The following is a 24,342-nucleotide window of genomic DNA, read 5'->3' on the forward strand; positions in this document are numbered from 1 at the left end:
AACTGAGTAAGGTGCAATTTTATGGCTAAACCAAAGTATTCCCCTGAAACAAAACTGGCTGTGGTTAATCATTATTTGTCCGGTAAAGACGGAGAACAGAGTACAGCCGACCTTTTTGGTATTGAAAGAACATCTGTCCGTCGCTGGGTCAGGGCATGGCAGTTCCACGGTGCAGAAGGCCTGACTGCAAAAAATAATCATTATTCCGATGAATTTAAACTCGTGGTCGTCCGGGCGGTTATCAGTGACCGCCTGACGATGCGTGAAGCGGCTGCCCGGTTTAATCTCTCCGCAGAAATACTTGTCCGGCGCTGGCTCGACGTGTACAACGATGCCGGAGCGGAAGGTCTTTTAAACATGCAATGCGGACGGCCCGGACAAATGACAAAGCCAAAAAATATCCCACCACTGACAGATAAAGAGCTGGAAAAACTCTCCCCCGAAGAGCTCAGGGCCGAACTGCGTTATCTGCGGGCAGAGAATGCCTATCTAAAAAAGTTGAAAGCCTTGGTTCAGAGCGAAAAAAATGGCAAAAAGCCCTGATAATCAGTGAACTAAGGCATGAACACGCTCTGCGGGACCTTCTGCGGGCGGCCGGTATGTCCCGTAGCACGTGGTATTACAATATGAATGCACTGAAGCAAGGGGACAGGTATGCGGGTCTTAAAGAGAACATCAGGAAGATATACCACTATCACAAAGGTCGTTATGGCTACCGCAGGATCACGCTCGCACTGAGAAAACAGGGGCTGCGGATAAACCATAAAACAGTGCAGCGGCTGATGGCAGAACTGTCACTCCGGTCTATGATAAGGGCGAAAAAATATCGTGCCTGGAAAGGGAGAACGGGCGAGGCCGCGCCCAATATCCTGAGCCGGAACTTCGGTGCGTCAAAAGCCAACGAAAAATGGGTAACAGATGTGACAGAGTTCCCGGTACAGGGAAAAAAGCTTTACCTGTCGTCAGTTCTCGATCTGTTTAACCGGGAGGTTATCGCCTACAGCCTGTCGGAAAGGCCGGTGATGGAGATGGTGAATACGATGCTGGACGGTGCGTTCCCGAAGCTCAGACCGGGAGATGCTCCGCTGCTGCACTCGGATCAGGGCTGGCATTACAGGATGAGGAGCTATCAGGAACGTTTAAAGGCGCATGGGATGACGCAGAGTATGTCGCGTAAAGGAAACTGCCTGGATAATGCAGTGATGGAAAACTTCTTCGGGACCCTGAAATCGGAGTGTTTTTATCTGAGGGAGTTCAGGAGTGTCAGTGCGCTAAGAAAAGCCGTAGAGGACTATATCCATTACTACAACAACGAGCGGATAAGCCTGAAATTAAAAGGCCTGAGTCCGGTAGAGTACCGAACCCAGGCTCTGAGAGCCGCTTAATATGAACCATCCAACTTTATGGGGTCAGTCCATGCGCTTGCGCGGGCCTACAGATAACCGCGTAACTGATTGATATTGCGATGTTTCGTAGGCCTGGTAAGGCGGAAGCCGCCACCCGGCAGACATGTGAGCACAATAACGAAGACAGATTTGTCATCACCCGCAAGCCCTCTGAACAGAGGGCTTTTTTTATGTTTGTGCGGTTACAGCTTGTCACAATTCTTCATAATTATATTGATAATCGTAATCATTATCTTTATCATTTTCGCCCATTACGGATGAAGCCACTCCCCGTCTCTGCCGCTTGTACAGACTGACACCGGGCGACCAGCCACATCGACGAGAAAACAGCGCGAGCATGCCGCCGACAGAGCGGCAAGCCGCCAGCGCGTGTGAGCAGCACCTTGTTGTTTGTTTGGTTGTACACCTCATGGAGATTTGGAATGTTCAGGTTAAACCCTTTTATCCGGGCGGGATTGTCTGCGTCCGTCGTATCGTTGGCGTTTCCGGCTCTGGCCGATGTGAATGAAGAAACGCTGGTGGTGACCGCCTCGGCCACTGAACAGAATGTCAAAGACGCGCCGGCGAGCATCAGCGTCATCACCCAACAGGATTTACAACGCAAGCCTGTTCAGAACCTGAAAGACGTGCTGCGCGATGTGCCTGGGGTCCAGCTCACCAACGAAGGGGATAACCGCAAGGGCGTTAGCATCCGCGGTCTGAGCAGCAGCTATACCCTGATCCTGGTCGACGGCAAGCGCGTTAACTCGCGGAACGCCGTCTTCCGCCACAATGACTTCGACCTTAACTGGATCCCGGTGGATGCTATTGAGCGTATCGAAGTGGTGCGCGGCCCGATGTCCTCCCTTTACGGCTCCGATGCGCTCGGTGGGGTGGTCAACATTATTACCAAAAAAATCGGCCAGAAATGGACCGGGACGCTGAGTGCTGATACCACTATTCAGGAGCACCGCGATCGCGGGGATACCTATAACGGCCAGTTCTTCACCAGCGGCCCGCTGATCGACGGCGTACTTGGAATGAAGGCCTACGGCAGCCTGGCAAAACGCGCCAAGGACGATCCGCAGTCATCCAGTAATGCCACCGGCGAGACGCCGCGCATCGAGGGCTTCACCAGCCGCGATGGCAATGTTGAATTCGCCTGGACGCCGAACGAAAACCACGATTTTACCGCAGGCTACGGCTTTGACCGTCAGGATCGCGATTCCGATTCCCTTGACCGCAACCGCCTTGAGCGGGAGAACTACTCTCTGAGCCATAACGGCCGCTGGGATATCGGCAATAGCGAGCTCAAGTTCTACGGCGAAAAGGTGGATAACAAAAATCCAGGGCAGAGCGGGACTATTACCTCGGAAAGCAATGCCATCGACGGCAAGTATGTCCTGCCGCTGGGCATGATTAACCAGCTGGTGACCTTCGGCGGCGAATGGCGCCACGACAAACTGAAAGATCCGGTCAACCTGAGCAGCGGCGGCCAGTCAACGTCGGCCAGCCAGTACGCCCTGTTTATCGAAGACGAATGGCGCATCATCGAGCCGCTGGCGCTGACCACCGGCATTCGTATGGACGACCATCAGACCTATGGCGATCACTGGAGCCCGCGCGCCTATCTGGTGTATAACGCCACCGATACCGTCACCGTCAAAGGCGGCTGGGCGACGGCGTTTAAAGCCCCGTCGCTGCTGCAGCTTAACCCCGACTGGACCACCAACTCCTGCCGCGGCTCGTGCAGCATCGTCGGTAACCCGGATCTGAAACCGGAAACCAGCGAAAGCTTCGAGCTCGGTCTCTACTACCGCGGGGAAGAGGGCTGGCTTGAAAATGTCGAAGGCAGCATCACCACCTTCCAGAATAATGTCGACGACATGATCGATGTTCTGCGCACCTCCAGCGCCAGCGAAGCGCCGGGCTACCCGAACTTTGTCGGCTGGAAAACCGTCAACGGCAAGCGCGTGCCGATCTTCCGCTATTTCAACGTCAACAAAGCCCGCATCAAAGGGGTGGAGACGGAGGTGAAGATCCCGTTTGGCGATGAGTGGAAGCTGACGGTGAACTACACCTACAACGATGGTCGCGATCTGAGCAATGGCGGCAACAAACCGCTGCAGACGCTGCCGTTCCATACCGCCAACGGCACGCTCGACTGGAAACCGCTGGACGATTGGTCCTTCTACGTGACGGCCAACTATACCGGCCAGCAGCGCGCGGTGAGCGCCACCGGCAAAACGCCGGGCGGCTACACCCTGTTTGACGTTGGCGCGGCATGGCAGGTGACCAAAAACGTGAAACTGCGCTCCGGGGTGCAGAACGTGGGTGATAAAGATCTGAGCCGGGACGACTACAGCTATACCGAAGAAGGCCGTCGCTACTTTATGGCGGTGGATTATCGCTTCTGATTGCCGGCGCTAAAACGCGTCCTGTAGGCCTGAACATGCGCCGCGAAGCAGCTTCGCGGCGCATTGGCGTTTAGCCAAAGAGATGCTGCGCATGGAAGCGCAGATGGTCTTCAATAAACGAGGCAATGAAGTAATAGCTGTGGTCGTAACCGGGCTGGATGCGCAGCGTTAACGGCCAGGCCTTCTGCCGCGCGACCTCCGCCAGTACCGCCGGCTGCAGCTGTCCGGCAAGGAATGGATCGTTGTCGCCCTGATCGATAAGCGTCGGCACGGCGTCCTCCGGCCGGCTGGCCTGCATCAGCGCGCAGCTGTCCCAGGAGTGCCATGCCGATTCATCCGCGCCGAGATAGGCGGTAAACGCTTTCTTGCCCCACGGGACCTGGGAGGGATTGACGATCGGCGCGAAGGCGGAGACGCTGGCGTAGCGGCCGGGATTTTTGAGCGCCATAATGAGCGCGCCGTGGCCGCCCATCGAGTGGCCGCTGACGGCGCAGCGTTCGCCGACGCTAAACTCGCTACGAATAAGCGCGGGCAGTTCGTCACGCAGGTAATCGTACATTCGGTAGTGCGCCGCCCAGGGCGCCTCGGTGGCGTTCAGGTAGAAGCCGGCGCCTTGTCCGAGATCGTAACCGTCGTCGTTGGCCGCCTCGTCACCGCGCGGGCTGGTATCCGGCATCACCAGCGCGATGCCCAGCTCGGCGGCAATGCGCTGGGCGCCCGCCTTGGTGGTAAAGTTCTCATCGTTACAGGTCAGCCCCGACAGCCAGTACAGCACCGGCGGCGGCGTTTCGCGCTCAGGCGGTAAAAAAATGCTGAACGTCATGGCGCAGTTCAGGACAGGGGAGTGATGACGCCAGCGTTGTTGCTGGCCGTCAAAACAGCGATGCTCTTCAAGCAGTTCCATGCAAGGCTCCTCGGAAGGGATGTGCGCGTAAACGTTCATAATACAGATATTTCATTAGCCGGTGAGCAACTTTCACTTTCTCCTTTTGAGAACTTACTGCATCATTAATGCAACTTATAGCCAACATGCCGGTGTAGCGACGGCGCTTATGAATGCGTACAGCGGTTGGAACATTCCGGATACGGCGATAAGGATTTGGCGTCGCGCCTGAGGCATGGCTTCGCTCCCTAATAAAAGGCAGCGCCAATTTCAATAATTATCGTTACGGCTACTGGATTCTGTGCGCCACCTCACGCACAATGAATACAAACTTTGCCCCCAGAAAAAGCAAAGAGCGCCACACCTGCAGGAGAAACATAAATGTCATCACTGAGTAAAGAAGCCGTCCTCGTTCATGAAGCGCTGGTCGCTCGTGGGCTGGAGACGCCGATGCGTGCGCCAGTACAAGAAATTGATAACGAAACACGCAAGCGTTTGATTACCGGTCATATGACCGAGATTATGCAACTGCTGAATCTGGATCTGAGTGATGACAGTCTGATGGAGACCCCGCATCGCATCGCCAAAATGTATGTCGATGAGATCTTCTCCGGGCTGGATTATTCTCGCTTCCCGAAAATCACCGTCATTGAAAACAAAATGAAGGTCGATGAAATGGTCACCGTGCGCGATATCACCCTGACCAGCACCTGCGAACACCATTTCGTTACCATCGATGGTAAAGCGACGGTAGCCTATATCCCGAAAGATTCGGTGATCGGCCTGTCGAAAATCAACCGCATCGTGCAGTTCTTCGCCCAACGTCCGCAGGTCCAGGAGCGTCTGACGCAGCAGATCCTGATCGCGCTGCAGACGCTGCTCGGCACCAACAACGTGGCGGTATCCATTGACGCGGTGCATTATTGCGTGAAGGCGCGCGGCATTCGCGACGCGACCAGCGCCACCACCACCACCTCTCTCGGCGGCCTGTTTAAATCCAGCCAGAATACCCGCCAGGAATTCCTGCGCGCAGTACGTCACCACGACTAAAACGGAGCAGGGTGCATGGAGAGAAATGTCACGCTGGACTTTGTCCGCGGCGTCGCCATCCTCGGTATCCTGCTTCTCAATATCAGCGCCTTCGGCTTGCCGAAGGCCGCTTATCTCAATCCCGCCTGGTCAGGAAGCGCGTCCCTTAGCGATGCCTGGACCTGGGCGCTCCTCGACCTGCTGGCGCAGGTGAAGTTTCTCACCCTGTTCGCGCTGCTGTTTGGCGCCGGTCTTCAGCTATTGCTTCCGCGAGGGAAGCGCTGGATCCAGTCGCGGCTGACGCTGCTGGCGCTGCTCGGTTTCATTCACGGTCTTTTTTTCTGGGATGGCGATATTCTGCTGGCCTATGCCCTGGTGGGGCTGGTGAGCTGGCGCATGGTGCGTGAGGCGCACCATGTCAAATCGCTGTTCAACACCGGGGTGGTGCTCTACCTCACCGGCATTGCGGTGCTGGTCCTGTTGGGGATGATCTCCGGGACCGCGGCGAATCGCTCGTGGGCGCCGGACGCGGCGAACCTGCAGTATGAGCAGTACTGGAAGCTGCACGGTGGCATGGAGGCGGTCAGCAACCGGGCGGATATGCTATCTGACAATCTGCTGGCGCTGGGCGCGCAGTATGGCTGGCAGCTGGCGGGGATGATGCTGATGGGCGCGGCGCTGATGCGCAGCGGCTGGCTGAAGGGACAGTTTAGCCTGCGTCACTACCGGCGTACCGGCGCGCTGCTGGTGGCGGCCGGCATGGCGGTCAATCTGCCGGCAATATTCGCCCAGTGGTATCTGGCATGGGACTATCGCTGGTGCGCGTTTTTACTGCAGGCGCCGCGCGAACTTAGCGCCCCGCTGCAGGCTATCGGCTATGCCGCGCTGGCCTGGGGCTACTGGCCGCAACTCTGCCGTTTCCGCCTGGTGGGCGCTATCGCCTGCGTCGGACGCATGGCGCTGACCAACTACCTGCTGCAGACCCTGATCTGCACCACCCTGTTTTATCATCTTGGGCTGTTTATGCGCTTCGATCGTCTGCAGCTGCTGGCCTTTGTCCCCCCCATCTGGGCCGTTAACCTCCTTGTCTCATCGCTCTGGCTGCGCCGCTTCCGCCAGGGGCCGGTGGAATGGCTGTGGCGTCAGTTAACCCTGCGTGCGTCAGGCACATCATTGAAAGACACATCCAGATAACGATCTCGATCACAATCATTAACAAAACGGATGTAAACGTTTCCAGTCGTGTGACCTCACTCACGCAGCGGACCGCGGGTCGCTGCCAGAATAGCCTCCTTGCTAAGCACAGGAGGTGAATGTGACGTGCTGTAATTCTCTTAAGGTCGCTGAGTATGATCACCATTCGTGATGTCGCCCGCCAGGCGGGCGTTTCCGTGGCCACCGTGTCGCGGGTGCTGAATAACAGCGCGCTGGTGAGTCCGGATACGCGCGACGTGGTGATGAAAGCGGTGACCCAACTGGGCTACCGGCCCAACGCCAACGCCCAGGCGCTGGCCACCCAGGTCAGCGATACCATCGGCGTAGTGGTGATGGACGTCTCCGATGCCTTCTTCGGCGCGCTGGTGAAAGCAGTGGATACCGTTGCTCAGCAGCATCAGAAATATGTGCTGATCGGCAACAGCTATCACGAGGCGGAAAAAGAGCGTCACGCCATCGAGGTGCTGATCCGTCAGCGCTGCTCGGCGCTGATCGTCCATTCGAAAGCGCTGAGCGATGATGAACTGAGCGACTTTATGCAACATATCCCGGGGATGGTGCTGATCAACCGTATCGTGCCGGGGTATGCCCATCGCTGCGTCGGACTCGACAACGTCAGCGGCGCGCTGATGGCCACCCGTATGCTGCTCAATCATGGTCACCAGCGCATCGGCTATCTCTCCTCAAACCACGGCATTGAAGATGACGATATGCGCCGGGAAGGGTGGAGCAAAGCGCTGCAGGAGCAAGGCATCATCGCCCCGGACAGCTGGATCGGTTCCGGCTCCCCGGATATGCAGGGCGGTGAAGCGGCGATGGTCGAACTGCTGGGGCGCAATCTCGGCCTCACCGCGGTGTTTGCCTATAACGACAGCATGGCGGCCGGCGCGCTGACGACGCTGAAGGACAACGGCATTGTCGTGCCGCAGCATCTGTCGCTGATTGGCTTTGATGATATTCCTATTTCCCGTTACACCGATCCTCAGCTCACCACCGTGCGCTATCCGGTAATGTCGATGGCAAAGCTGGCCACCGAGCTGGCGCTGCTGGGGGCGGCCGGCAAGCTGGATCGCGAGGCGACGCACTGCTTTATGCCGACGCTGGTGCGCCGTCATTCCGTTGCCCAGCGGCAAACTGTGGGGCCGATCACTAACTGACGCGATCGCGGGATGTAACCGCTTTCAATTTGTGAGTAAATTCACAGTATATTAACATTCGCCTGATTATGATGGCAGCGTTTACCAGTCTGAACCACGAGGTGATGGATATTCCTCACTTTATTTAGTAGGAACAAGGCGTTAAACGAGTTTTACAGTCGTATTTTTCTGGAGCGTTACCCGACACGGAAGACCGAATTTTCGTCGTGAAATGCGTTGTGCGGTAACACTAATGCAACAAATCCCGCCTGCATTTTCTCACAATAATGACCCTGCATAATAAAACCGGAGATTCCATGAATAAGAAGGTGTTTACCCTGTCTGCTGTAATGGCTGGTCTGTTATTTGGTGCCGCCGCACACGCAGCAGATACCCGTATCGGCGTGACGATTTATAAATATGACGACAACTTTATGTCGGTAGTGCGTAAGGCGATTGAAAAAGATGGCAAATCCGCGCCAGACGTCCAGCTGTTGATGAATGATTCGCAGAACGACCAGTCGAAACAAAACGATCAGATTGACGTGCTGCTGGCGAAAGGCGTGAAGGCGCTGGCGATTAACCTGGTTGACCCGGCCGCCGCAGGTACGGTGATTGAAAAGGCGCGCGGGCAGAATATTCCGGTGGTGTTCTTCAACAAAGAGCCTTCCCGCAAAGCGCTGGATAGTTATGACAAGGCTTATTACGTCGGTACCGACTCGAAAGAGTCCGGGATTATTCAGGGCGATCTGATCGCCAAGCACTGGAAAGCCAACCCGAACTGGGATCTGAATAAAGACGGTCAGATCCAGTACGTTCTGCTGAAAGGCGAGCCGGGCCATCCGGATGCGGAAGCGCGTACCACTTACGTTATTAAAGAGCTGAATGATAAAGGTCTGAAGACCCAGCAGCTGCAGCTGGATACCGCGATGTGGGATACCGCCCAGGCGAAAGACAAAATGGACGCCTGGCTCTCCGGCCCGAATGCCAACAAGATTGAAGTGGTGATCGCTAACAACGACGCCATGGCGATGGGCGCGGTTGAAGCGCTGAAAGCGCACAACAAGAGCAGCATTCCGGTGTTCGGCGTTGATGCCCTGCCGGAAGCCCTGGCGCTGGTGAAATCCGGCGCGATGGCCGGTACTGTGCTGAACGATGCCAACAACCAGGCGAAAGCGACCTTCGAGCTGGCGAAAAACCTTGCCGACGGGAAAGACGCCGCGGCAGGCACCAACTGGAAAATTGACAACAAGATTGTTCGCGTCCCCTACGTGGGCGTCGATAAAGACAACCTGAGCCAGTTTACCGGCAAATAATCGTGATGTGAGTTGCGGGCGTGGGTTATCCACGCCCGATTATTCCTGATACAGAACCAGACTCCTGCTGGCGCTAGTGCGCCGGACGGGGCTTGCATGAACGCAGCCAGGTATAACTATGGTCAGCAATAATAGCGAACGGTCAGGCGAATATTTGTTGGAGATGAGCAACATCAACAAATCGTTTCCTGGCGTCAAGGCTCTTGATAATGTCAACCTGAAGGTTCGTCCGCACTCCATTCATGCGTTAATGGGTGAGAACGGCGCCGGTAAATCGACATTATTAAAATGCCTTTTTGGGATCTATCAAAAAGATTCCGGTAGCATTCTTTTTCAGGGAAAAGAGATCGATTTCCATTCGGCGAAAGAAGCCCTGGAAAACGGTATTTCGATGGTGCATCAGGAATTAAACCTGGTATTACAGCGTTCGGTCATGGATAACATGTGGCTCGGGCGCTATCCAACTAAAGGCATGTTTGTCGATCAGGACAAAATGTACCGGGATACCAAGGCCATTTTTGATGAGCTGGATATTGATATCGATCCGCGCGCCCGCGTCGGTACCTTATCGGTATCTCAGATGCAGATGATTGAGATCGCGAAGGCGTTTTCCTATGACGCCAAAATCGTCATCATGGATGAGCCGACGTCATCGCTGACGGAAAAAGAGGTCAACCATCTGTTTAAGATCATCCGTAAGCTGAAAGATCGCGGCTGCGGTATCGTCTATATCTCGCATAAAATGGAAGAAATTTTCCAGTTGTGCGATGAAATAACCATCCTGCGCGACGGCCAGTGGATCGCCACCCAGCCGCTGGAAGGGCTGGATATGGATAAGATCATCGCCATGATGGTCGGGCGTTCGCTTAACCAGCGTTTTCCGGATCGCGAAAACACTCCGGGCGAAGTGATCCTCCAGGTGCGCAATCTCACCTCGCTGCGCCAGCCCTCCATTCGCGATGTCTCCTTTGACCTGCATAAGGGCGAAATTCTCGGTATCGCCGGCCTGGTGGGCGCTAAACGCACCGACATCGTGGAGACCCTGTTCGGCATCCGTGAGAAGGCCAGCGGCACCATCACGCTGCACGGCAAGAAGATCAACAACCACAGCGCCAACGAGGCGATTAACCACGGTTTTGCGCTGGTGACCGAGGAGCGGCGCTCTACCGGGATTTACGCCTATCTGGATATCGGATTTAACTCGCTGATCTCCAATATTAAGAAATATAAAAACAGCATCGGCTTGCTGGATAACTCGCGAATGAAGAGCGATACCCAATGGGTTATTGACTCGATGCGCGTCAAAACCCCCGGTCAGCATACGCAGATTGGCTCGCTTTCCGGTGGTAACCAGCAAAAGGTCATTATAGGCCGCTGGCTGCTGACCCAGCCGGAGATCCTGATGCTGGATGAGCCAACGCGCGGTATCGACGTCGGCGCCAAGTTTGAAATCTATCAGCTGATTGCCGAACTGGCTAAAAAAGACAAAGGGATCATTATTATTTCTTCCGAAATGCCGGAACTGCTGGGGATTACCGACCGCATTCTGGTGATGAGCAACGGCCTGGTCGCGGGCATTGTTGAGACTAAAACCACTACGCAAAACGAAATACTGCGTCTTGCGTCATTGCACCTTTAAGATCAGGGGCTTCACATGAGTGCGTTAAATAAAAAGAGTTTTCTCACTTACCTGAAAGAGGGTGGGATATATGTTGTCCTTCTGGTCCTGCTGGCCATTATTATTTTCCAGGATCCGACATTTTTAAGTCTGCTCAACCTGAGTAATATTCTGACTCAGTCCTCGGTGCGTATTATTATTGCCCTCGGCGTGGCCGGACTTATCGTCACGCAGGGGACCGACCTCTCCGCCGGCCGTCAGGTGGGTCTGGCGGCGGTGATTGCCGCCACCATGCTGCAGGCGGTGGATAATGCCAATAAAGTATTCCCGGATATGGCGACCATGCCGATCCCGCTGGTGATCCTGCTGGTGTGCGCCATCGGGGCGGTCATCGGCCTGATTAACGGGATCGTCATTGCCTACCTGAACGTGACGCCGTTTATTACCACTCTCGGCACCATGATTATCGTCTACGGCATTAACTCGCTGTACTACGACTTCGTGGGCGCGTCGCCGATCTCCGGCTTCGACAGCCACTTCTCCCATTTCGCGCAGGGGTTTGTGGCGCTGGGCTCCTTCCGCCTGTCCTACATTACCTTCTACGCGCTGATTGCCGTCTTCTTTGTCTGGATCCTGTGGAACAAGACGCGCTTTGGCAAAAACATTTTCGCTATCGGCGGTAACCCGGAAGCGGCGAAGGTCTCCGGGGTTAACGTAGCGTTAAACCTGCTGATGATCTATGCCCTCTCCGGCGTGTTCTACGCCTTCGGCGGCCTGCTGGAAGCCGGACGTATCGGTTCGGCGACCAATAACCTCGGCTTTATGTATGAACTGGACGCCATCGCCGCCTGTGTGGTGGGCGGCGTATCGTTCAGCGGCGGGGTAGGGACGGTGTTTGGCGTGGTGACCGGGGTGATTATCTTCACCGTCATCAACTACGGCCTGACCTATATCGGCGTCAACCCTTACTGGCAGTACATTATTAAGGGGGCGATTATTATCTTCGCCGTGGCGCTGGACTCCCTGAAATACGCCCGTAAGAAATAAGATTGAACGCATCAAAAACCCGCGCCTGGCGCGGGTTTTTTTATATCTGAAACGAATGCGTTGATGGAGGCTACTTTCCTTTCTGCAACTCCAGCAGCTGCTCCGGGGTGACGGCCGGGTAGGACTGGGCGTCATCCGGCACGTCATGCTGCTGCGCCGGAATCGGGATGAGAGGGCCGAGAAAGCGCGGTTCCCGTTTGAAGATATAGAGGTCCGCCAGCGCGCCAAAGCGGGCGCCGAACTCGCGCAGCCGCACGCTCCACATATCCTTCGGCGACGGCACCGCGTAGCATTGGGCCTGGATCCCCATATGCAGGGCGATAAACAGCGCCCGTTCGCAGTGGAAGCGCTGGGTGATGATAATGAAGTCGTTGGTGTCGAACACTTTCCGGGTACGGACGATCGAGTCGAGGGTACGGAAACCGGCATAGTCCAGTACGATATCCGCGGGATCGACGCCGCCTTTAATCAGGTCCCGACGCATGGTCATCGGTTCATTGTAGCTTTGCAGAGCATTATCGCCGCTCAGCAGGAGATAGTTGACCTTGCCGCTGTTGTAGGCGTTCAGCGCACCCTGGATGCGGTAACGGTAATACTGATTGATGACGCCGGTGCGGTAATATTTGGCGGTGCCCAGCACCACACCGACCTGACGGTAGGGCAGGTCCTGCAGTTCATCATAGATATAGGGCGCGGTTTTCCAGCTCATCCAGCGGTCAAGGCCCAGCACGGTCAACAGCAGCAGGCCGAGCAGGACTAACAGGCTGTAGAACGCACGCTTTAACATGAACTTGGCTCAATAATAGACAACGGAGTCTTCAGGCTACTTTACCCGCCGGGTAAGCGCAAGAAACCCGCGTTTGATTGCGGGGATTTTCAGCAATATAGACAGATCGCCGAATGCAGGCCGGGTAAGGCGTGAGCCGACACCCGGCATAGGGATCTTCAGGTCGCCATGGCGCGAACCGTAGGTCGGGTAAGCGTAGCGCCACCCGACACCTAACGGTATAAAAAGTCGGCCGGATAAGCCGAAGACGCCGTCCGGCAATCTGCTCAGGCTGATCAACCTAACAGGACGCGCTCAATATTGTGGCAGCCCAGCGCCTTCAGGGTGGCGACGGTGGCATCCCACTGGATCAGCGCCGCGTCGGCTTTCTCCGCCAGGATTGCCCGCTGGATAGCGGGATAATCATAGCCGTTGAGGCTCAGGAGATTCAGCGCCCCCTGCAGCGGCGGCAGCGTCGGGTTGAACGCTGCGTTTTCCGCATAGCTACCGCTGAAAATGGTACCGTCTTTCAGCTCCAGCGCCACGCCGGAAGGCGAGTGGCTGTAGGGCGCATGGCAGCGGTTGGCGGCCTGAATAGCTGCCTGGGTTAGGGCATCGCCGCTGACCGGGAAGCCATGGTCCTGTTCATCCATCAGCAGGGTTTTGATCTCCAGGTCTTTCGGGCCAAAGGCGTCCGGCAGATAGTGCTCCAGGGCATGCGCTTCGCGACCCGGCAGATGAATGCGCAGCGCCAGCCCGCTGTTCAGTTCGTTCATAAACTGACGGCAATGACCGCACGGCGTGTAGTTCACCGTGATAGCGCGCAGGGAGGTCTCGCCGCGCAGCCAGGCGTGGCTGATGGCGCTCTGTTCCGCGTGAACGGTCTGCTGCATGGTAGCGCCGAGAAACTCCATATTGCCGCCAAAGTACCAGCGGCCGCTGACGCCGCGGGCGATAGCCCCGACGTTAAAATGAGAAAGGTCGGGGCGCGCGCAGGCAGCGGCAAGCGGCAGTAGCGCAAAAGCCAGCGCGTCTTCGTCCAGACCTGTCGCATGCTGCAGCGTCGCCACCTGATCGGCTTCGAGCAGCGCCGGGAAATGCGGGTCGGCGAGCATCGGGGCGATGGCCGCCTGCAGATCTGCTGCCAGAGTCGTCAAAGCAGCTTGAAAACGTGAGTGCATAGCGTTGCCTCATAACAGTGTAATGGGAAGCCAGTGTACGGGCGGCCAGCGGTTCCATATGTGATGAATATCTCATTCTTTATGCAACTCTGATTTGTTGCATTAAAAAATGTGTTTTAAATCACTATTAACCTACCACTGCGAGGATCAGCGGAAATAAGAACGGCGCCATCAACGAGGTGATGATCCCGCATAGCACCAGCGCCAGTGAGCTAAACGCGCCTTCCTGATAGTCCAGCTCGGCGCAGCGGGCGGTGCCGAGGGCGTGCGAGGCGGTGCCCATTGACAGGCCGCGCGACGCTTTGGTGCGAATGCGCATCAGGTTAAGCAACGTATGCCCAAATACCGCGCCGAGGATGCCGACAAAAATTACGCACACGGCGCTGATGGCCGGAATGCCGCCGATGCTGCCGCTAACCGCCATAGCAATCGGCGTAGTGACTGACTTAGGCAGAATAGAGGCGGCGATTTGCGGCGTGGCGCCCATCAGCAGAGCGACGGTGGTGCCGGTGATCATCGCCACGCAGCTGCCGATAAAGCAGATGGTAATGATAGATTTCCAGCGGGCGCGGATCTGGTGCAGCTGTTCATACAGCGGGAACGCAAGGGCCACTACCGCCGGCTGCAGCAGATCGTTCAGGACTTTGCTGCCGGCAAAATAACGCTCATAGGAGATCCCGGTCAGCAGAAGAAATGGAATAATCACCACCATCGCCACCAGCAGCGGGTTGAGCAGCGGGAACTTAAAGCGGGCCGCCAGTTTGCGGGCGAGAAAAAAGACGATCAGGGTTAGCGGTAGCGACCACCAGATTTCATGCATCATTCTTCTTTTCCTTTTTGGCCAATCACTTTACGTTCGCCATGCACCAAATGGGAGCTCCAGCTCACCACTACAAACACCACCAGCGTACTGATGGCGCAGGAGATAACGACAGGCCCCAGCTGGGCGCGCAGCAGATCCCAGTACTGCATCACCCCAACGCCGATCGGCACGAACAGCAGCGCCATATAGCGGATCAGGATATTGCAGCCGGGGTTGACCCATTGCGGCGGCATAATTTGCAGCGCCAGCAGCACGAAGAGGATCAGCATGCCGATGATGCTGCCGGGGATAGTGATAGGCAGCAGCCCGGCGATAAAAATTCCGGCGTACAGGCAGGCGTAAATCAGGACGAAAGCCCGCAGGTACTGCCAGATAATAGTCAGCGATTTACTCATGGTAATAACCCTTGATGAAGTGCATTCATCATACAATTAATCCCTAAAATGTGCTACCGATCACATCATGAATTCTATGCATAGCGCTGATAGCTTACGGGAACCATAGTCTCACCCGTCAGGGCCCGACACCTTGCGGCTCAGGCGGGATCGCTCCCCACGCTACCTTGCTGGATGAGGCGCGGCAAATAAAGGCGAATGGGACGCCACAGACCCCTGTAAAGCATAGAGATTATCTCGCCGCTTTGCCGCATCGAGCGTGCGGGGAACGGCGTGCGTCTGGTCCGACGCATTGAGCGCTTTCAACCAGCGCCCGGAGGCGCTACCATAGCGCCTCTTTTTTTTTCGGGTAACGATATGCGTGTTCTACTGGCGCCGATGGAAGGCGTGCTCGATTCGCTGGTGCGCGAGCTGCTGACCGAGGTTAACGATTACGATCTCTGCATCACCGAATTTCTGCGCGTGGTGGATCAACTGCTGCCGGTAAAATCGTTCTACAGGCTATGCCCGGAACTGCATCACCAGAGCCGCACGCCGTCCGGAACCCGCGTACGCGTCCAGCTGCTGGGACAATATCCCGAGTGGCTGGCGGAAAATGCCGCCCGCGCGGTGGCGCTGGGTTCATGGGGGGTGGATTTAAACTGCGGCTGTCCGTCGAAGCTGGTAAACGGCAGCGGCGGCGGGGCAACGCTGCTGAAAGATCCAGAGTTGATCTATCGCGGCGCGAAAGCCATGCGAGAGGCGGTTCCCGAGCATCTGCCGGTGACGGTGAAAGTTCGTCTTGGCTGGGACAGCGGTGAACGGCGCTTTGAAATCGCCGACGCGGTGCAGCAGGCGGGGGCCAGCGAACTGGTGGTTCACGGCCGTACCAAAGAAGATGGCTACAAAGCCGAACGCATCAACTGGCAGGCGATCGGCGAGATCCGCCAGCGCCTGACTATCCCGGTGGTCGCCAACGGTGAAATCTGGGACTGGCAAAGCGCCCAGGATTGTATGGCTGTCACCGGCTGCGATTCGGTGATGATTGGCCGCGGGGCGCTCAATGTGCCGAACCTCAGCCGGGTGATCAAATACAACGAACCGCGCATGCCGTGGCCGCAGGTGGTCCAGCTGTTGCAAAAATATACCCGCCTGGAAAAGCAGGGTGATACCGGCCTGTATCATGTGGCAAGAATTAAGCAGTGGTTAGGCTATTTACGCAAGGAATATACCGAGGCGCTGACCCTGTTTAATGAAATTCGCGCCCTGCAAACGTCTGCTGAAATAGCGGCGGCGATCGGCCGCTATTAACCGCCATACTGTTATTCGCTTCACATATTATTACTTGCATGCCTGTTGATGATAGGCATGGGTTGAATAAAGTGATAATGTGCGGTCAATCAATTCAGGATTGCTACTGAACTCAGGCAAAACCTAAGCACTTTCGTCATTCGTGGCGCAAAGTGCTTAGGTTTTTTTTTGGTAAAAATTCAGGGTGGATAAAATGATGATGTAAAACAATGAGATGTGAATAACGATTTCTCTGGCATTGTCGCGGTTTTATTACCGACGGACGCTTTTTGCCATTCATTTTTAAAAAAAGAAAACGGGTAAATAAATAGCCTGGGGATCCCCTTTGTTTTTATTCAGTCACGGTGGATATCACAATGCATAACAAAAAAATAAATCAGCTTTTGATCGGCGCTATGCTGGCGGCCATGGCGCCTGCCGTGAGCGCCGCGGACATCCCGGCGTGGAACGGCAGCGCGCTGGGGTTTGAAGCCGGGCAGCAAGGGCTGCTGGGCGATATGCTAGGCATTCGTCCGATCCTTGAAGAAAACGGCTTTCATTATAATCTCGGCTATCTTAACGAGATGGCCTACAACGCCGGCGGCGGTTATGACCATGATAAACACCTGGCCTATATTGACCAGGTGGCGCTGACCTTTACCCAGGATCTGGAGCGCTGGACCGGCATACCGGATGCGCGTCTCGAAGGCAACATCGTCAACCGCAACCACGATGATAATCTCACCACGAAACGGCTGCAGGATCCGCGGGTGAGTTTCAACGATCTATCGCAGGAGAGCTGGGGCGGCGGGTCGATTACCCGCCTTGGCTGGCTCACCTTTGCCCGCAGCTTTGACGACCGCCGCCTGACCTGGCGCATCGGCATGATGAACAAGGTGCAAACCTTCGACCAGATCATTCCCTGCGATTTTCAGCTGCTGACCCAGTGCGGTGGGAAATCGGCCAACTCGCTGACCTGGAATAACTGGAACATTCACACCTGGGGCACCACCCTGGAGTACAAGCTGACGCCGACGGTCACCCTGAAAGGCGGGGTGATGGAGCAAAACCCGCAGGCTACCGCGCGCAGCCACGCGTGGAGCTGGTCGACGAAGGGTAGCAAAGGCATCTTACTGCCGATGGAGATCGAAACCCGTCCGCTGATTAATGGCCTGCCGGGAGCCTATAACCTTGGCGTGGTCTGGACTAACGCGCCGCAGAGCGACCTCTACAGCGGTAAATCCGGCGGCGCCGGGGCGACCGATCCGCAAGGTTACGCCGAGCACGATAGCACCTGGTTTATGTACGCCGGCCTGAACCAGCAGATCACCCGCCACGCCGACGACCCGCTGCGGGGGATGAGCGTCTCACTGAGCGGCAGCCTCAGCGACCAGCGCAGCAACTATATCCACTCCGCCGTCGCCGCCTCCATGCGCTACCGCGGTCTGTTTGACGCCCGCCCGGAGGACTGGATTGGCTTCGGCCTGACGTGGATCGACATGAGCAGCCACTACGCACGTAATCAGCGCTATATGAATCAGATAAGCGGCGCCACCGACTATAACGATCCGGCTTACCAGCCGGTGGCCGGTCATTCGCTGAACGGTGAGCTCTATTATCGCTTCCGCCCGGTCTCCTGGCTGGAGCTGCAGCCGGGCCTGCAGTACTGGCACCGTCCGGGCGGCGTCGCGCAGACCCAGGATGCGTGGGTAGTGGAGTGGAAAACCGTCGTGACCTTCTGATAGTCGCGATCTTAATCACGTTTTTTCACTTGTCAGGTTGAGCGCGCAGCAGAAGTTGTTACAGTGCGGGTGTTGGATTGCAACTGCTGCGGCAGGCAAAACCTGATCACCTGGCGTTTCGTCGGGGGTCAGGTTTTTTTGTTTCTGGGGTCTATATGCAAATCGCCAAAGTACTCAATAACAATGTGGTGGTGGTTCTCGACGAGCACCGGCGCGAACAGGTGGTGATGGGGCGAGGGCTGGCCTTTCAGAAACGCCCGGGCGACGTGCTGGACGACAGTAAAATTGAAAAAGTTTTCGCCTTACAAAGCGATGAGCTGGTCGGCCGCTTAGGCGAGCTGCTCAGTCAGATACCGTTAGAAGTGATGACCACCTGCGATCGCATTATCGACCTGGCACGCGGACGGCTGGGCAAGTTACAGGAAAGTTTGTACATCACATTAACGGATCACTGTCATTTTGCTATCGAGCGGCAGAAAAAGGGCATCGCACTGCGTAACGTGCTGCTGTGGGAGATTAAGCGGCTGTATCCGAAGGAGTTCGCGCTGGGCCAGGAGGCAAGGGCCATCATTGCCAAAAGGCTCGGCGTGGAGCTGGCGGAGGACGAAGCCGGATTTATCGCCCTGCATCTGGTGACGGCGCAGCTCAACAGCGAAATGCCGGAGGTCATGCACGTGACCCGGGTGATGCAGGAGATCCTGCAGCTGGTGAAGTATCAGCTGCAGCTTAACTACGATGAAGAGTCGCTGAGCTATCAGCGTTTCGTCACCCACCTGAAGTTTTTCGCCCAGCGGATGCTGACGCGCACGGTGGTGGAAGATGACGACGTCTCGCTGCACAGCGCGGTGAAAGATAACTACGCCAAAGCGTGGAAGTGTGCGGAAACGGTGGCGACGCATCTGCAAAAGCAGTATCAGCGGTCGCTGACCACCGAAGAAATTATGTTTCTTGCCATTCATATCGAACGGGTAAGAAAAGAGGGGCGTTAATTCTCCCCAACAAAACTGGATTGTTACTGCATGATGCAGGCAAAACCTGAGCGCGACGCCCACCGGCGTGGTTCTCGGGTTTTTTTATTTTTTACTACTCAGTCGCCGGTTGTCTGCGGGCAGCGGCAGTAAGGAAAAGAGCATGGAATATAAAGCACTCGCGCAGGATATTCTCAACCGCGTCGGCGGCAAAGAGAACATTGTGAGTCTGGTTCACTGTGCGACACGTCTGCGTTTTAAACTGAAGGATAACGGCAAAGCCGATGCCGAAGGGCTGAAGGCCAATCCGGGCGTGATTATGGTGGTGGAGAGCGGCGGCCAGTTTCAGGTGGTGATTGGCAACCACGTTCACGACGTCTGGCTGGCGGTGCGCCAGGAGGCGGGGTTAAGCGATGACAGCGAACCGGTTGCCGAGGAAAAAGCGGCCAAAGGATCGGTGTTAAGCCAGCTTATCGACATCATCTCCGGCATTTTTACACCGTTTATCGGCGTGATGGCGGCAACCGGTCTGCTGAAAGGCCTGCTGGCGCTGGCGGTGACCTGCGGCTGGCTTACGCCGGAGCAGGGGACTTATAAAATCTGGTTTGCCGCCAGCGACGCGCTGTTCTTTTTCTTCCCGCTGTTTCTTGGCTATACCGCCGGGAAGAAGTTTGGCGGCAACCCGTTTATCTCGATGGTGATTGGCGGGGCGTTAACCCACCCGCTGATGATTCAGGCCTTTGAGGCCAGCCAGGCGCCGGGCGCGGCGGTGGAGCACTTTCTCGGCATTCCGGTGACCTTTATCAACTACAGCTCATCAGTGATCCCGATTATTCTCGCCTCATGGGTCTCCTGCTGGCTGGAGCGCAAGAGCAATGCGCTGTTGCCGTCATCGATGAAAAACTTCTTCAGCCCGGCGATCTGCCTGGCGGTGGTGGTCCCGCTCACCTTCCTGGTGATTGGCCCGGTCGCCACCTGGCTGAGCCATCTGCTGGCCAACGGCTACCAGTTCATTTATGCATTTGCCCCATGGCTGGCGGGCGCGGTACTGGGCGCCATGTGGCAGGTGTGCGTTATTTTCGGCCTGCACTGGGGGCTGGTGCCGTTGATGATCAACAACATGACGGTACTTGGTCACGACTCCATGCTGCCGATTATTCTTCCGGCGGTGATTGCCCAGGTGGGGGCGGTTCTGGGGATTTTGCTGGCCACCCGCGATGCGCGTCAGCGGATGCTGGCCGGTTCCGCCTTCTCTGCGGGGCTGTTTGGCATCACCGAGCCGGCTATCTATGGTCTGACCCTGCCGCTGCGTCGTCCGTTTATCTTCGGCTGTATCGCCGGCGCCATCGGCGGGGCGATCACCGCCTTCAGTAATAGTCATGCTTACTCGTTCGGCGTGCCGAATATCTTTTTCCCGGCGCAGATGATCCCGCCCGGCGGGATTGACGCCAGCGTCTGGGGCGGGCTTATCGGCACCGGCGTGGCTTTCGTGCTCGCCTGCGTGCTGACCTTCTTCGCCGGCCTGCCGCGCGCCAGCGCTGCACCGGGCGCCGTGACGGTAGCCCCGGCCTCGGCAAACGATATTCTGGCGCCGATGAGCGGCAGCGTTATCGCCCTCGAGCAGGTGCCGGATAGCACCTTCGCCAGCGGCCTGCTGGGTAAAGGGGTCGCCATTATCCCGGCGGTGGGCCAAGTGATTGCCCCGTTCCCGGGCGAAGTGGCCTCCCTGTTTCAGACTAAACACGCCATCGGCCTGCAAAGCGACAGCGGCATTGAGCTGCTGATCCACGTCGGCATCGACACGGTCAAACTCGACGGCGTGCCCTTTACCGCGCATGTGAAAGAGGGCGACAGGGTACAGGCCGGCGATCTGCTGATTGAGTTTGATCGCCAGGCGATTCTGGACGCCGGCTACGACCTGGCGACCCCGATCATTATCAGCAACAGCGACGACTACCGGGAGATTGATACGGTGGCGTCCAGCACCGTCGAAGCCGGTCAGCCGCTGTTGTCAGTCAGCCATTAATCACAGGAGAAAAAGATGAAAACATTCCCGACGGATTTTTTATGGGGCGGCGCGACCGCGGCCAATCAGGTGGAAGGTGCTTATCTGGAAGATGGCAAAGGCTTATCCACCTCCGATGTGCAGCCGCACGGCGTTTTCGGCGAAGTGGTCGAGCGCGTACCAGGCGACAGCGGCATAAAAGATGTGGCGATCGATTTTTACCATCGCTATCCGGAAGATATCGCCCTGTTTGCCGAGATGGGCTTTAACTGCCTGCGAGTCTCTATCGCCTGGACCCGCATCTACCCCAACGGCGACGACGCCGAGCCGAACGAAGCCGGCCTCGCGTTCTACGACAAGCTGTTCGACGAGATGGCGAAGCACAACATCACCCCGCTGGTGACGCTGTCGCATTATGAAATGCCATGGGCGCTGGTAAAAAACTACGGCGGCTGGGGCAGCCGGGAGGTGATTGGCTTCTTTGAGCGCTACGCCCGGACGGTGTTCAGCCGCTATAAAAATAAGGTCAAACTGTGGCTGACCTTTAACGAAATCAATATGTCGCTACATGCCCCGATGACCGGCGTCGGCCTGCCGGCCGGCAGCAGCAAAGGCGAGGTGTATCAGGCGATTCACCACCAGCTGGTGGCCAGCGCGCTGGCGGTCAAAGCCTGTCATGAGCTGGTGCCTGAGGGCAAAATCGGCAATATGCTGCTCGGCGGGCTGATGTATCCCCTGAGCTGCAAACCGGAGGATGTGTTTGAGACGCTGCAGGAGAACCGCAGCTGGCAGTTCTTCGGCGACGTACAGGCGCGCGGCGCGTACCCGGGCTATATGCAGCGCTATTTCCGTGACAACGGCATCACGCTCACCATCACCGACGCCGATCGTGAAGCGCTAAAAACCACCGTCGACTTTATCTCCTTCAGCTACTACATGACCGGCTGCGTCACCGCCGACGAGGCGCTGAACCAGCAGGCGCGCGGCAATATTCTCAGCATGGTGCCGAACCCGCACCTGGCGAGCTCGGAGTGGGGCTGGCAGATAGACCCGCTGGGCCTGCGCACGCTGCTGAACGTGCTGTGGGATCGCTACCAGAAGCCGCTGTTTATCGTGGAAAACGGTCTGGGCGCCAAAGATAAGGTGGAAGCCGACGGCAGCATTAACGATGACTACCGCATCAGTTACCTGAACGACCACCTGGTGCAGGCGCGGGAAGCCATTGACGATGGCGTTGAGCTGATGGGCTTTACCAGCTGGGGACCGATTGACCTGGTGAGCGCCTCAAAGGCGGAGCTGTCGAAGCGCTACGGCTTTATCTATGTCGACCGCCATGATGACGGTACCGGCACCCTGGCGCGCAGTAAGAAGAAGAGCTTTGGCTGGTATAAAGAGGTGATTGCCAGCCGCGGCGCCAGCCTGAAAGCCTAAAGGATGCCCGCCCGGCCATCGCCGGGCGGGGGGTTAGCCCGGTTTACGCGCGCGCAGTAAAAAGGTCATCGGAGGTTCTTTCTCTTCATCCAGAGCGGGCAGGGTGGAAAAGAGGTGCGGCTCGTTAAAAGATGCCGGCTTATATTCATCCCTTGAATTGATAAGGTTGTTTATTTTTAGCAAACTAATAATTTAGTCACACGCTTTACTAAACGCGTTTAATTCAATTAACTTATGATAACCAACCTGATTAAGTTATCTGACCTGTCCAATGAAATTGATATTAAATAAAAGCGTGCTGGCGGCATTGCCCCTGGCCATCGCGCTGGCTGGCTGCGCGCCATCTCATGAGGTTGCTAATCCGCCGCAGCAGCAAATTCCGGCCTCCCATGTTTCCATGGATCTCCCTGCCGCCGTGAAAAATGGCTGGCCGCAGACTGACTGGTGGAAAGATTACCATGACCCACAGCTTAATAATCTGATTCAGCGAGCGTTGGCCAACGCGCCGGATATGCAGATTGCCGAACAGCGCATCAGGCTTGCCGAAGCGCAGGCGCGAATGTCGCAGGCGAATCTTGGCCCGGAGATGGATTTCTCCGCCGATATTGAACGCCAGCGCATGTCGGCCGAAGGCCTGATGGGACCGTTTGCTACCGACACCGACGGCAATACCGGCCCGTGGTACACCAACGGTACCTTTGGCCTGACCGCCGGTTGGGATCTCGATCTGTGGGGAAAAAACCGTGCGCTGGTGAAAGCGCGTATCGGCGAGCTGAAAGCCCAGGTTGCTGAACAGGCCCAGACCCGTGAGCTGCTCTCCGGCAGCGTGGCGCGTCTGTACTGGCAGTGGCAGACGGAAGCGGCGATCAAAGCGGTGCTGCAGCAGGTGAAAAACGAGCAAAATAATATTGTGACGGTCGACAAGGCCCTGTATCAGCGCGGGATCACTAACTCCGCCGAAGGGGCGGAGAACGATATTAACGTCAGCAAAACCGACCAGCAGCTGGCGGACGTGACGGGCACGATGAAAGAGATTGAAGCGCGGCTGATGGCCCTGACCAACAGCCAGAGCCAGTCGCTAAACCTCAAACCCGCAAGCCTGCCAACGGTCAGCGCGCAGCTGCCAGATACCCTCGGCTATGAGCTGCTGGCGCGCCGCCCGGATCTGCAGGTCGCCCACTGGTATATTGAGGCGTCCCTGAGCGAAGTGGACGCGGCGAAAGCGGCGTTTTATCCGGACATCAATCTGATGGCGTTCCTGCAGCAGGATGCCCTGCACTTAAGCGATCTTTTCCGCCATTCGGCGCAGCAGATGGGCGTTACTGCCGGGTTGACGCTGCCGATCTTTGACAGCGGCCGCCTTAACGCCAACCTGGATATCGCCAGCGCGCAGAATAGCCTGTCGATCGCCCAGTACAACAAAGCGGTGGTGGATGCCGTTAACCAGGTGGCGAAAACCGCCAGCCAGGTCGAAACATTAATGGCCAAAAGCCAGCAGCAGCAGCAGGTTGAAAAAGACGCTCAGCGGGTAGTAGATCTGGCGCAGGCCCGAATGGCGGCAGGGATCTTACCTGGCTCCAGAGTCAGTATGGCGAAGCTCCCGGCGCTGCAGGAACGGATCACCGCATTGCGCCTGCACGGCCAGTGGATTGACGCCAGCATTCAACTGACCTCGGCCCTCGGCGGCGGCTACCACCAGACGGTGAAGTAACCGCC

General features: G+C 56.7%; 18 protein-coding genes and 1 pseudogene. 14 read left to right on the plus strand and 5 right to left on the minus strand.

Annotation, left to right across the window (positions count from 1 at the left end):
- Positions 1 to 21 precede the first annotated feature (21 nt).
- Together KB892_RS06810 and cirA are read left to right on the plus strand one after the other, a co-directional pair.
- A protein-coding gene (locus tag KB892_RS06810; RefSeq protein ID WP_087794312.1) for an IS3-like element ISKpn1 family transposase occupies positions 22 to 1,385 on the plus strand; the annotation gives its coding sequence in 2 pieces (ribosomal slippage) (positions 22 to 490 and positions 490 to 1,385; 1,365 coding nt in all).
- Between the two features lie 443 nt (positions 1,386 to 1,828).
- Positions 1,829 to 3,802 carry a catecholate siderophore receptor CirA gene (cirA, locus tag KB892_RS06815; protein ID WP_021463900.1) on the plus strand — a complete coding sequence of 658 codons (1,974 nt, stop codon included), beginning with the start codon at positions 1,829 to 1,831 and terminating at the stop codon, positions 3,800 to 3,802.
- A 70-nt stretch (positions 3,803 to 3,872) separates the two neighbouring features.
- On the opposite strand, the gene fghA is transcribed toward cirA, so the two are convergent.
- A complete protein-coding gene (fghA, locus tag KB892_RS06820) occupies positions 3,873 to 4,706 on the minus strand; it encodes an S-formylglutathione hydrolase (RefSeq protein WP_004151123.1) in 834 nt (277 codons plus the stop codon).
- Positions 4,707 to 5,066: 360 nt separating this feature from the next.
- Here fghA and folE point away from each other — a divergent pair, with 360 nt between their 5' ends.
- The 6 genes from folE (at position 5,067) to mglC (ending at position 12,046) form a co-directional block, all read left to right on the plus strand.
- Positions 5,067 to 5,735: a GTP cyclohydrolase I FolE gene (gene folE, locus KB892_RS06825; protein WP_004184878.1), complete on the plus strand. Its 669-nt coding sequence runs from the start codon at positions 5,067 to 5,069 to the stop codon at positions 5,733 to 5,735.
- Positions 5,736 to 5,750: 15 nt separating this feature from the next.
- Entirely contained in the window at positions 5,751 to 6,908 is a 1,158-nt protein-coding gene (gene yeiB / locus KB892_RS06830; protein ID WP_004149106.1) for a DUF418 domain-containing protein YeiB, read from the plus strand.
- A gap of 155 nt (positions 6,909 to 7,063) precedes the next feature.
- Positions 7,064 to 8,086, plus strand: a complete 1,023-nt coding sequence (gene galS, locus KB892_RS06835) for an HTH-type transcriptional regulator GalS (RefSeq protein ID WP_002912919.1) — start codon at positions 7,064 to 7,066, stop codon at positions 8,084 to 8,086.
- Positions 8,087 to 8,382: 296 nt separating this feature from the next.
- Positions 8,383 to 9,381 carry a galactose/glucose ABC transporter substrate-binding protein MglB gene (mglB, locus tag KB892_RS06840; protein WP_002912878.1) on the plus strand — a complete coding sequence of 333 codons (999 nt, stop codon included), beginning with the start codon at positions 8,383 to 8,385 and terminating at the stop codon, positions 9,379 to 9,381.
- Between the two features lie 118 nt (positions 9,382 to 9,499).
- On the plus strand, positions 9,500 to 11,020 hold the full coding sequence (gene mglA / locus KB892_RS06845; protein WP_004175074.1) for a galactose/methyl galactoside ABC transporter ATP-binding protein MglA: 1,521 nt from the start codon (positions 9,500 to 9,502) through the stop codon (positions 11,018 to 11,020).
- Between the two features lie 15 nt (positions 11,021 to 11,035).
- On the plus strand, positions 11,036 to 12,046 hold the full coding sequence (gene mglC / locus KB892_RS06850) for a galactose/methyl galactoside ABC transporter permease MglC (RefSeq protein WP_002912871.1): 1,011 nt from the start codon (positions 11,036 to 11,038) through the stop codon (positions 12,044 to 12,046).
- 70 nt (positions 12,047 to 12,116) lie between these two features.
- Here mglC and sanA read toward each other — a convergent pair whose 3' ends face one another.
- From sanA to KB892_RS06870, 4 genes are all read right to left on the minus strand, one after another.
- On the minus strand, positions 12,117 to 12,833 hold the full coding sequence (gene sanA, locus KB892_RS06855) for an outer membrane permeability protein SanA (protein WP_004211527.1): 717 nt from the start codon (positions 12,831 to 12,833) through the stop codon (positions 12,117 to 12,119).
- A 275-nt stretch (positions 12,834 to 13,108) separates the two neighbouring features.
- Entirely contained in the window at positions 13,109 to 13,993 is an 885-nt protein-coding gene (gene cdd, locus KB892_RS06860) for a cytidine deaminase (protein WP_002912869.1), read from the minus strand.
- Positions 13,994 to 14,120: 127 nt separating this feature from the next.
- On the minus strand, positions 14,121 to 14,816 hold the full coding sequence (locus KB892_RS06865; protein ID WP_002912867.1) for a CidB/LrgB family autolysis modulator: 696 nt from the start codon (positions 14,814 to 14,816) through the stop codon (positions 14,121 to 14,123).
- Positions 14,813 to 15,211 carry a CidA/LrgA family protein gene (locus KB892_RS06870; protein WP_002912865.1) on the minus strand — a complete coding sequence of 133 codons (399 nt, stop codon included), beginning with the start codon at positions 15,209 to 15,211 and terminating at the stop codon, positions 14,813 to 14,815. The genes KB892_RS06865 and KB892_RS06870 overlap by 4 nt, the downstream gene beginning before the upstream one ends.
- A gap of 357 nt (positions 15,212 to 15,568) precedes the next feature.
- Between KB892_RS06870 and dusC the strand changes: the two genes are divergently transcribed.
- The 6 genes and pseudogenes from dusC to mdtQ all read left to right on the plus strand — a co-directional run bounded on the left by dusC (position 15,569) and on the right by mdtQ (position 24,337).
- Positions 15,569 to 16,501: a tRNA dihydrouridine(16) synthase DusC gene (gene dusC / locus KB892_RS06875; protein ID WP_002912862.1), complete on the plus strand. Its 933-nt coding sequence runs from the start codon at positions 15,569 to 15,571 to the stop codon at positions 16,499 to 16,501.
- Positions 16,502 to 16,857: 356 nt separating this feature from the next.
- The gene (locus KB892_RS06880; RefSeq protein ID WP_004175080.1) at positions 16,858 to 18,222 is read left to right on the plus strand and encodes a carbohydrate porin; all 1,365 of its coding nucleotides are present in this window, start codon (positions 16,858 to 16,860) and stop codon (positions 18,220 to 18,222) included.
- 155 nt (positions 18,223 to 18,377) lie between these two features.
- Positions 18,378 to 19,211, plus strand: a complete 834-nt coding sequence (bglG, locus tag KB892_RS06885; RefSeq protein ID WP_002912842.1) for a transcriptional antiterminator BglG — start codon at positions 18,378 to 18,380, stop codon at positions 19,209 to 19,211.
- Positions 19,212 to 19,241: 30 nt separating this feature from the next.
- Positions 19,242 to 21,216: pseudogene (gene bglF / locus KB892_RS06890) on the plus strand (PTS beta-glucoside transporter subunit IIABC).
- A 15-nt stretch (positions 21,217 to 21,231) separates the two neighbouring features.
- The gene (locus KB892_RS06895; protein ID WP_004149097.1) at positions 21,232 to 22,626 is read left to right on the plus strand and encodes a glycoside hydrolase family 1 protein; all 1,395 of its coding nucleotides are present in this window, start codon (positions 21,232 to 21,234) and stop codon (positions 22,624 to 22,626) included.
- 271 nt (positions 22,627 to 22,897) lie between these two features.
- The gene (gene mdtQ / locus KB892_RS06900) at positions 22,898 to 24,337 is read left to right on the plus strand and encodes a multidrug resistance outer membrane protein MdtQ (protein WP_004149095.1); all 1,440 of its coding nucleotides are present in this window, start codon (positions 22,898 to 22,900) and stop codon (positions 24,335 to 24,337) included.
- Positions 24,338 to 24,342 lie beyond the last annotated feature (5 nt).

The sequence above is a fragment of the Klebsiella sp. P1927 genome (genome assembly GCF_018204675.1).
Taxonomy (GTDB): domain Bacteria; phylum Pseudomonadota; class Gammaproteobacteria; order Enterobacterales; family Enterobacteriaceae; genus Klebsiella; species Klebsiella pneumoniae.

What these genes read in the sequence shown, in the direction of transcription:
- cirA (WP_021463900.1), top strand. Translation starts at nt 1,829, where the DNA reads ATGTTCAGGTTAAACCCTTTTATCCGGGCGGGATTGTCTGCGTCCGTC.
- fghA (WP_004151123.1), bottom strand. Translation starts at nt 4,706, where the DNA reads ATGGAACTGCTTGAAGAGCATCGCTGTTTTGACGGCCAGCAACAACGC.
- folE (WP_004184878.1), top strand. Translation starts at nt 5,067, where the DNA reads ATGTCATCACTGAGTAAAGAAGCCGTCCTCGTTCATGAAGCGCTGGTC.
- yeiB (WP_004149106.1), top strand. Translation starts at nt 5,751, where the DNA reads ATGGAGAGAAATGTCACGCTGGACTTTGTCCGCGGCGTCGCCATCCTC.
- galS (WP_002912919.1), top strand. Translation starts at nt 7,064, where the DNA reads ATGATCACCATTCGTGATGTCGCCCGCCAGGCGGGCGTTTCCGTGGCC.
- mglB (WP_002912878.1), top strand. Translation starts at nt 8,383, where the DNA reads ATGAATAAGAAGGTGTTTACCCTGTCTGCTGTAATGGCTGGTCTGTTA.
- mglA (WP_004175074.1), top strand. Translation starts at nt 9,500, where the DNA reads ATGGTCAGCAATAATAGCGAACGGTCAGGCGAATATTTGTTGGAGATG.
- mglC (WP_002912871.1), top strand. Translation starts at nt 11,036, where the DNA reads ATGAGTGCGTTAAATAAAAAGAGTTTTCTCACTTACCTGAAAGAGGGT.
- sanA (WP_004211527.1), bottom strand. Translation starts at nt 12,833, where the DNA reads ATGTTAAAGCGTGCGTTCTACAGCCTGTTAGTCCTGCTCGGCCTGCTG.
- cdd (WP_002912869.1), bottom strand. Translation starts at nt 13,993, where the DNA reads ATGCACTCACGTTTTCAAGCTGCTTTGACGACTCTGGCAGCAGATCTG.
- KB892_RS06865 (WP_002912867.1), bottom strand. Translation starts at nt 14,816, where the DNA reads ATGATGCATGAAATCTGGTGGTCGCTACCGCTAACCCTGATCGTCTTT.
- KB892_RS06870 (WP_002912865.1), bottom strand. Translation starts at nt 15,211, where the DNA reads ATGAGTAAATCGCTGACTATTATCTGGCAGTACCTGCGGGCTTTCGTC.
- dusC (WP_002912862.1), top strand. Translation starts at nt 15,569, where the DNA reads ATGCGTGTTCTACTGGCGCCGATGGAAGGCGTGCTCGATTCGCTGGTG.
- KB892_RS06880 (WP_004175080.1), top strand. Translation starts at nt 16,858, where the DNA reads ATGCATAACAAAAAAATAAATCAGCTTTTGATCGGCGCTATGCTGGCG.
- bglG (WP_002912842.1), top strand. Translation starts at nt 18,378, where the DNA reads ATGCAAATCGCCAAAGTACTCAATAACAATGTGGTGGTGGTTCTCGAC.
- KB892_RS06895 (WP_004149097.1), top strand. Translation starts at nt 21,232, where the DNA reads ATGAAAACATTCCCGACGGATTTTTTATGGGGCGGCGCGACCGCGGCC.
- mdtQ (WP_004149095.1), top strand. Translation starts at nt 22,898, where the DNA reads ATGAAATTGATATTAAATAAAAGCGTGCTGGCGGCATTGCCCCTGGCC.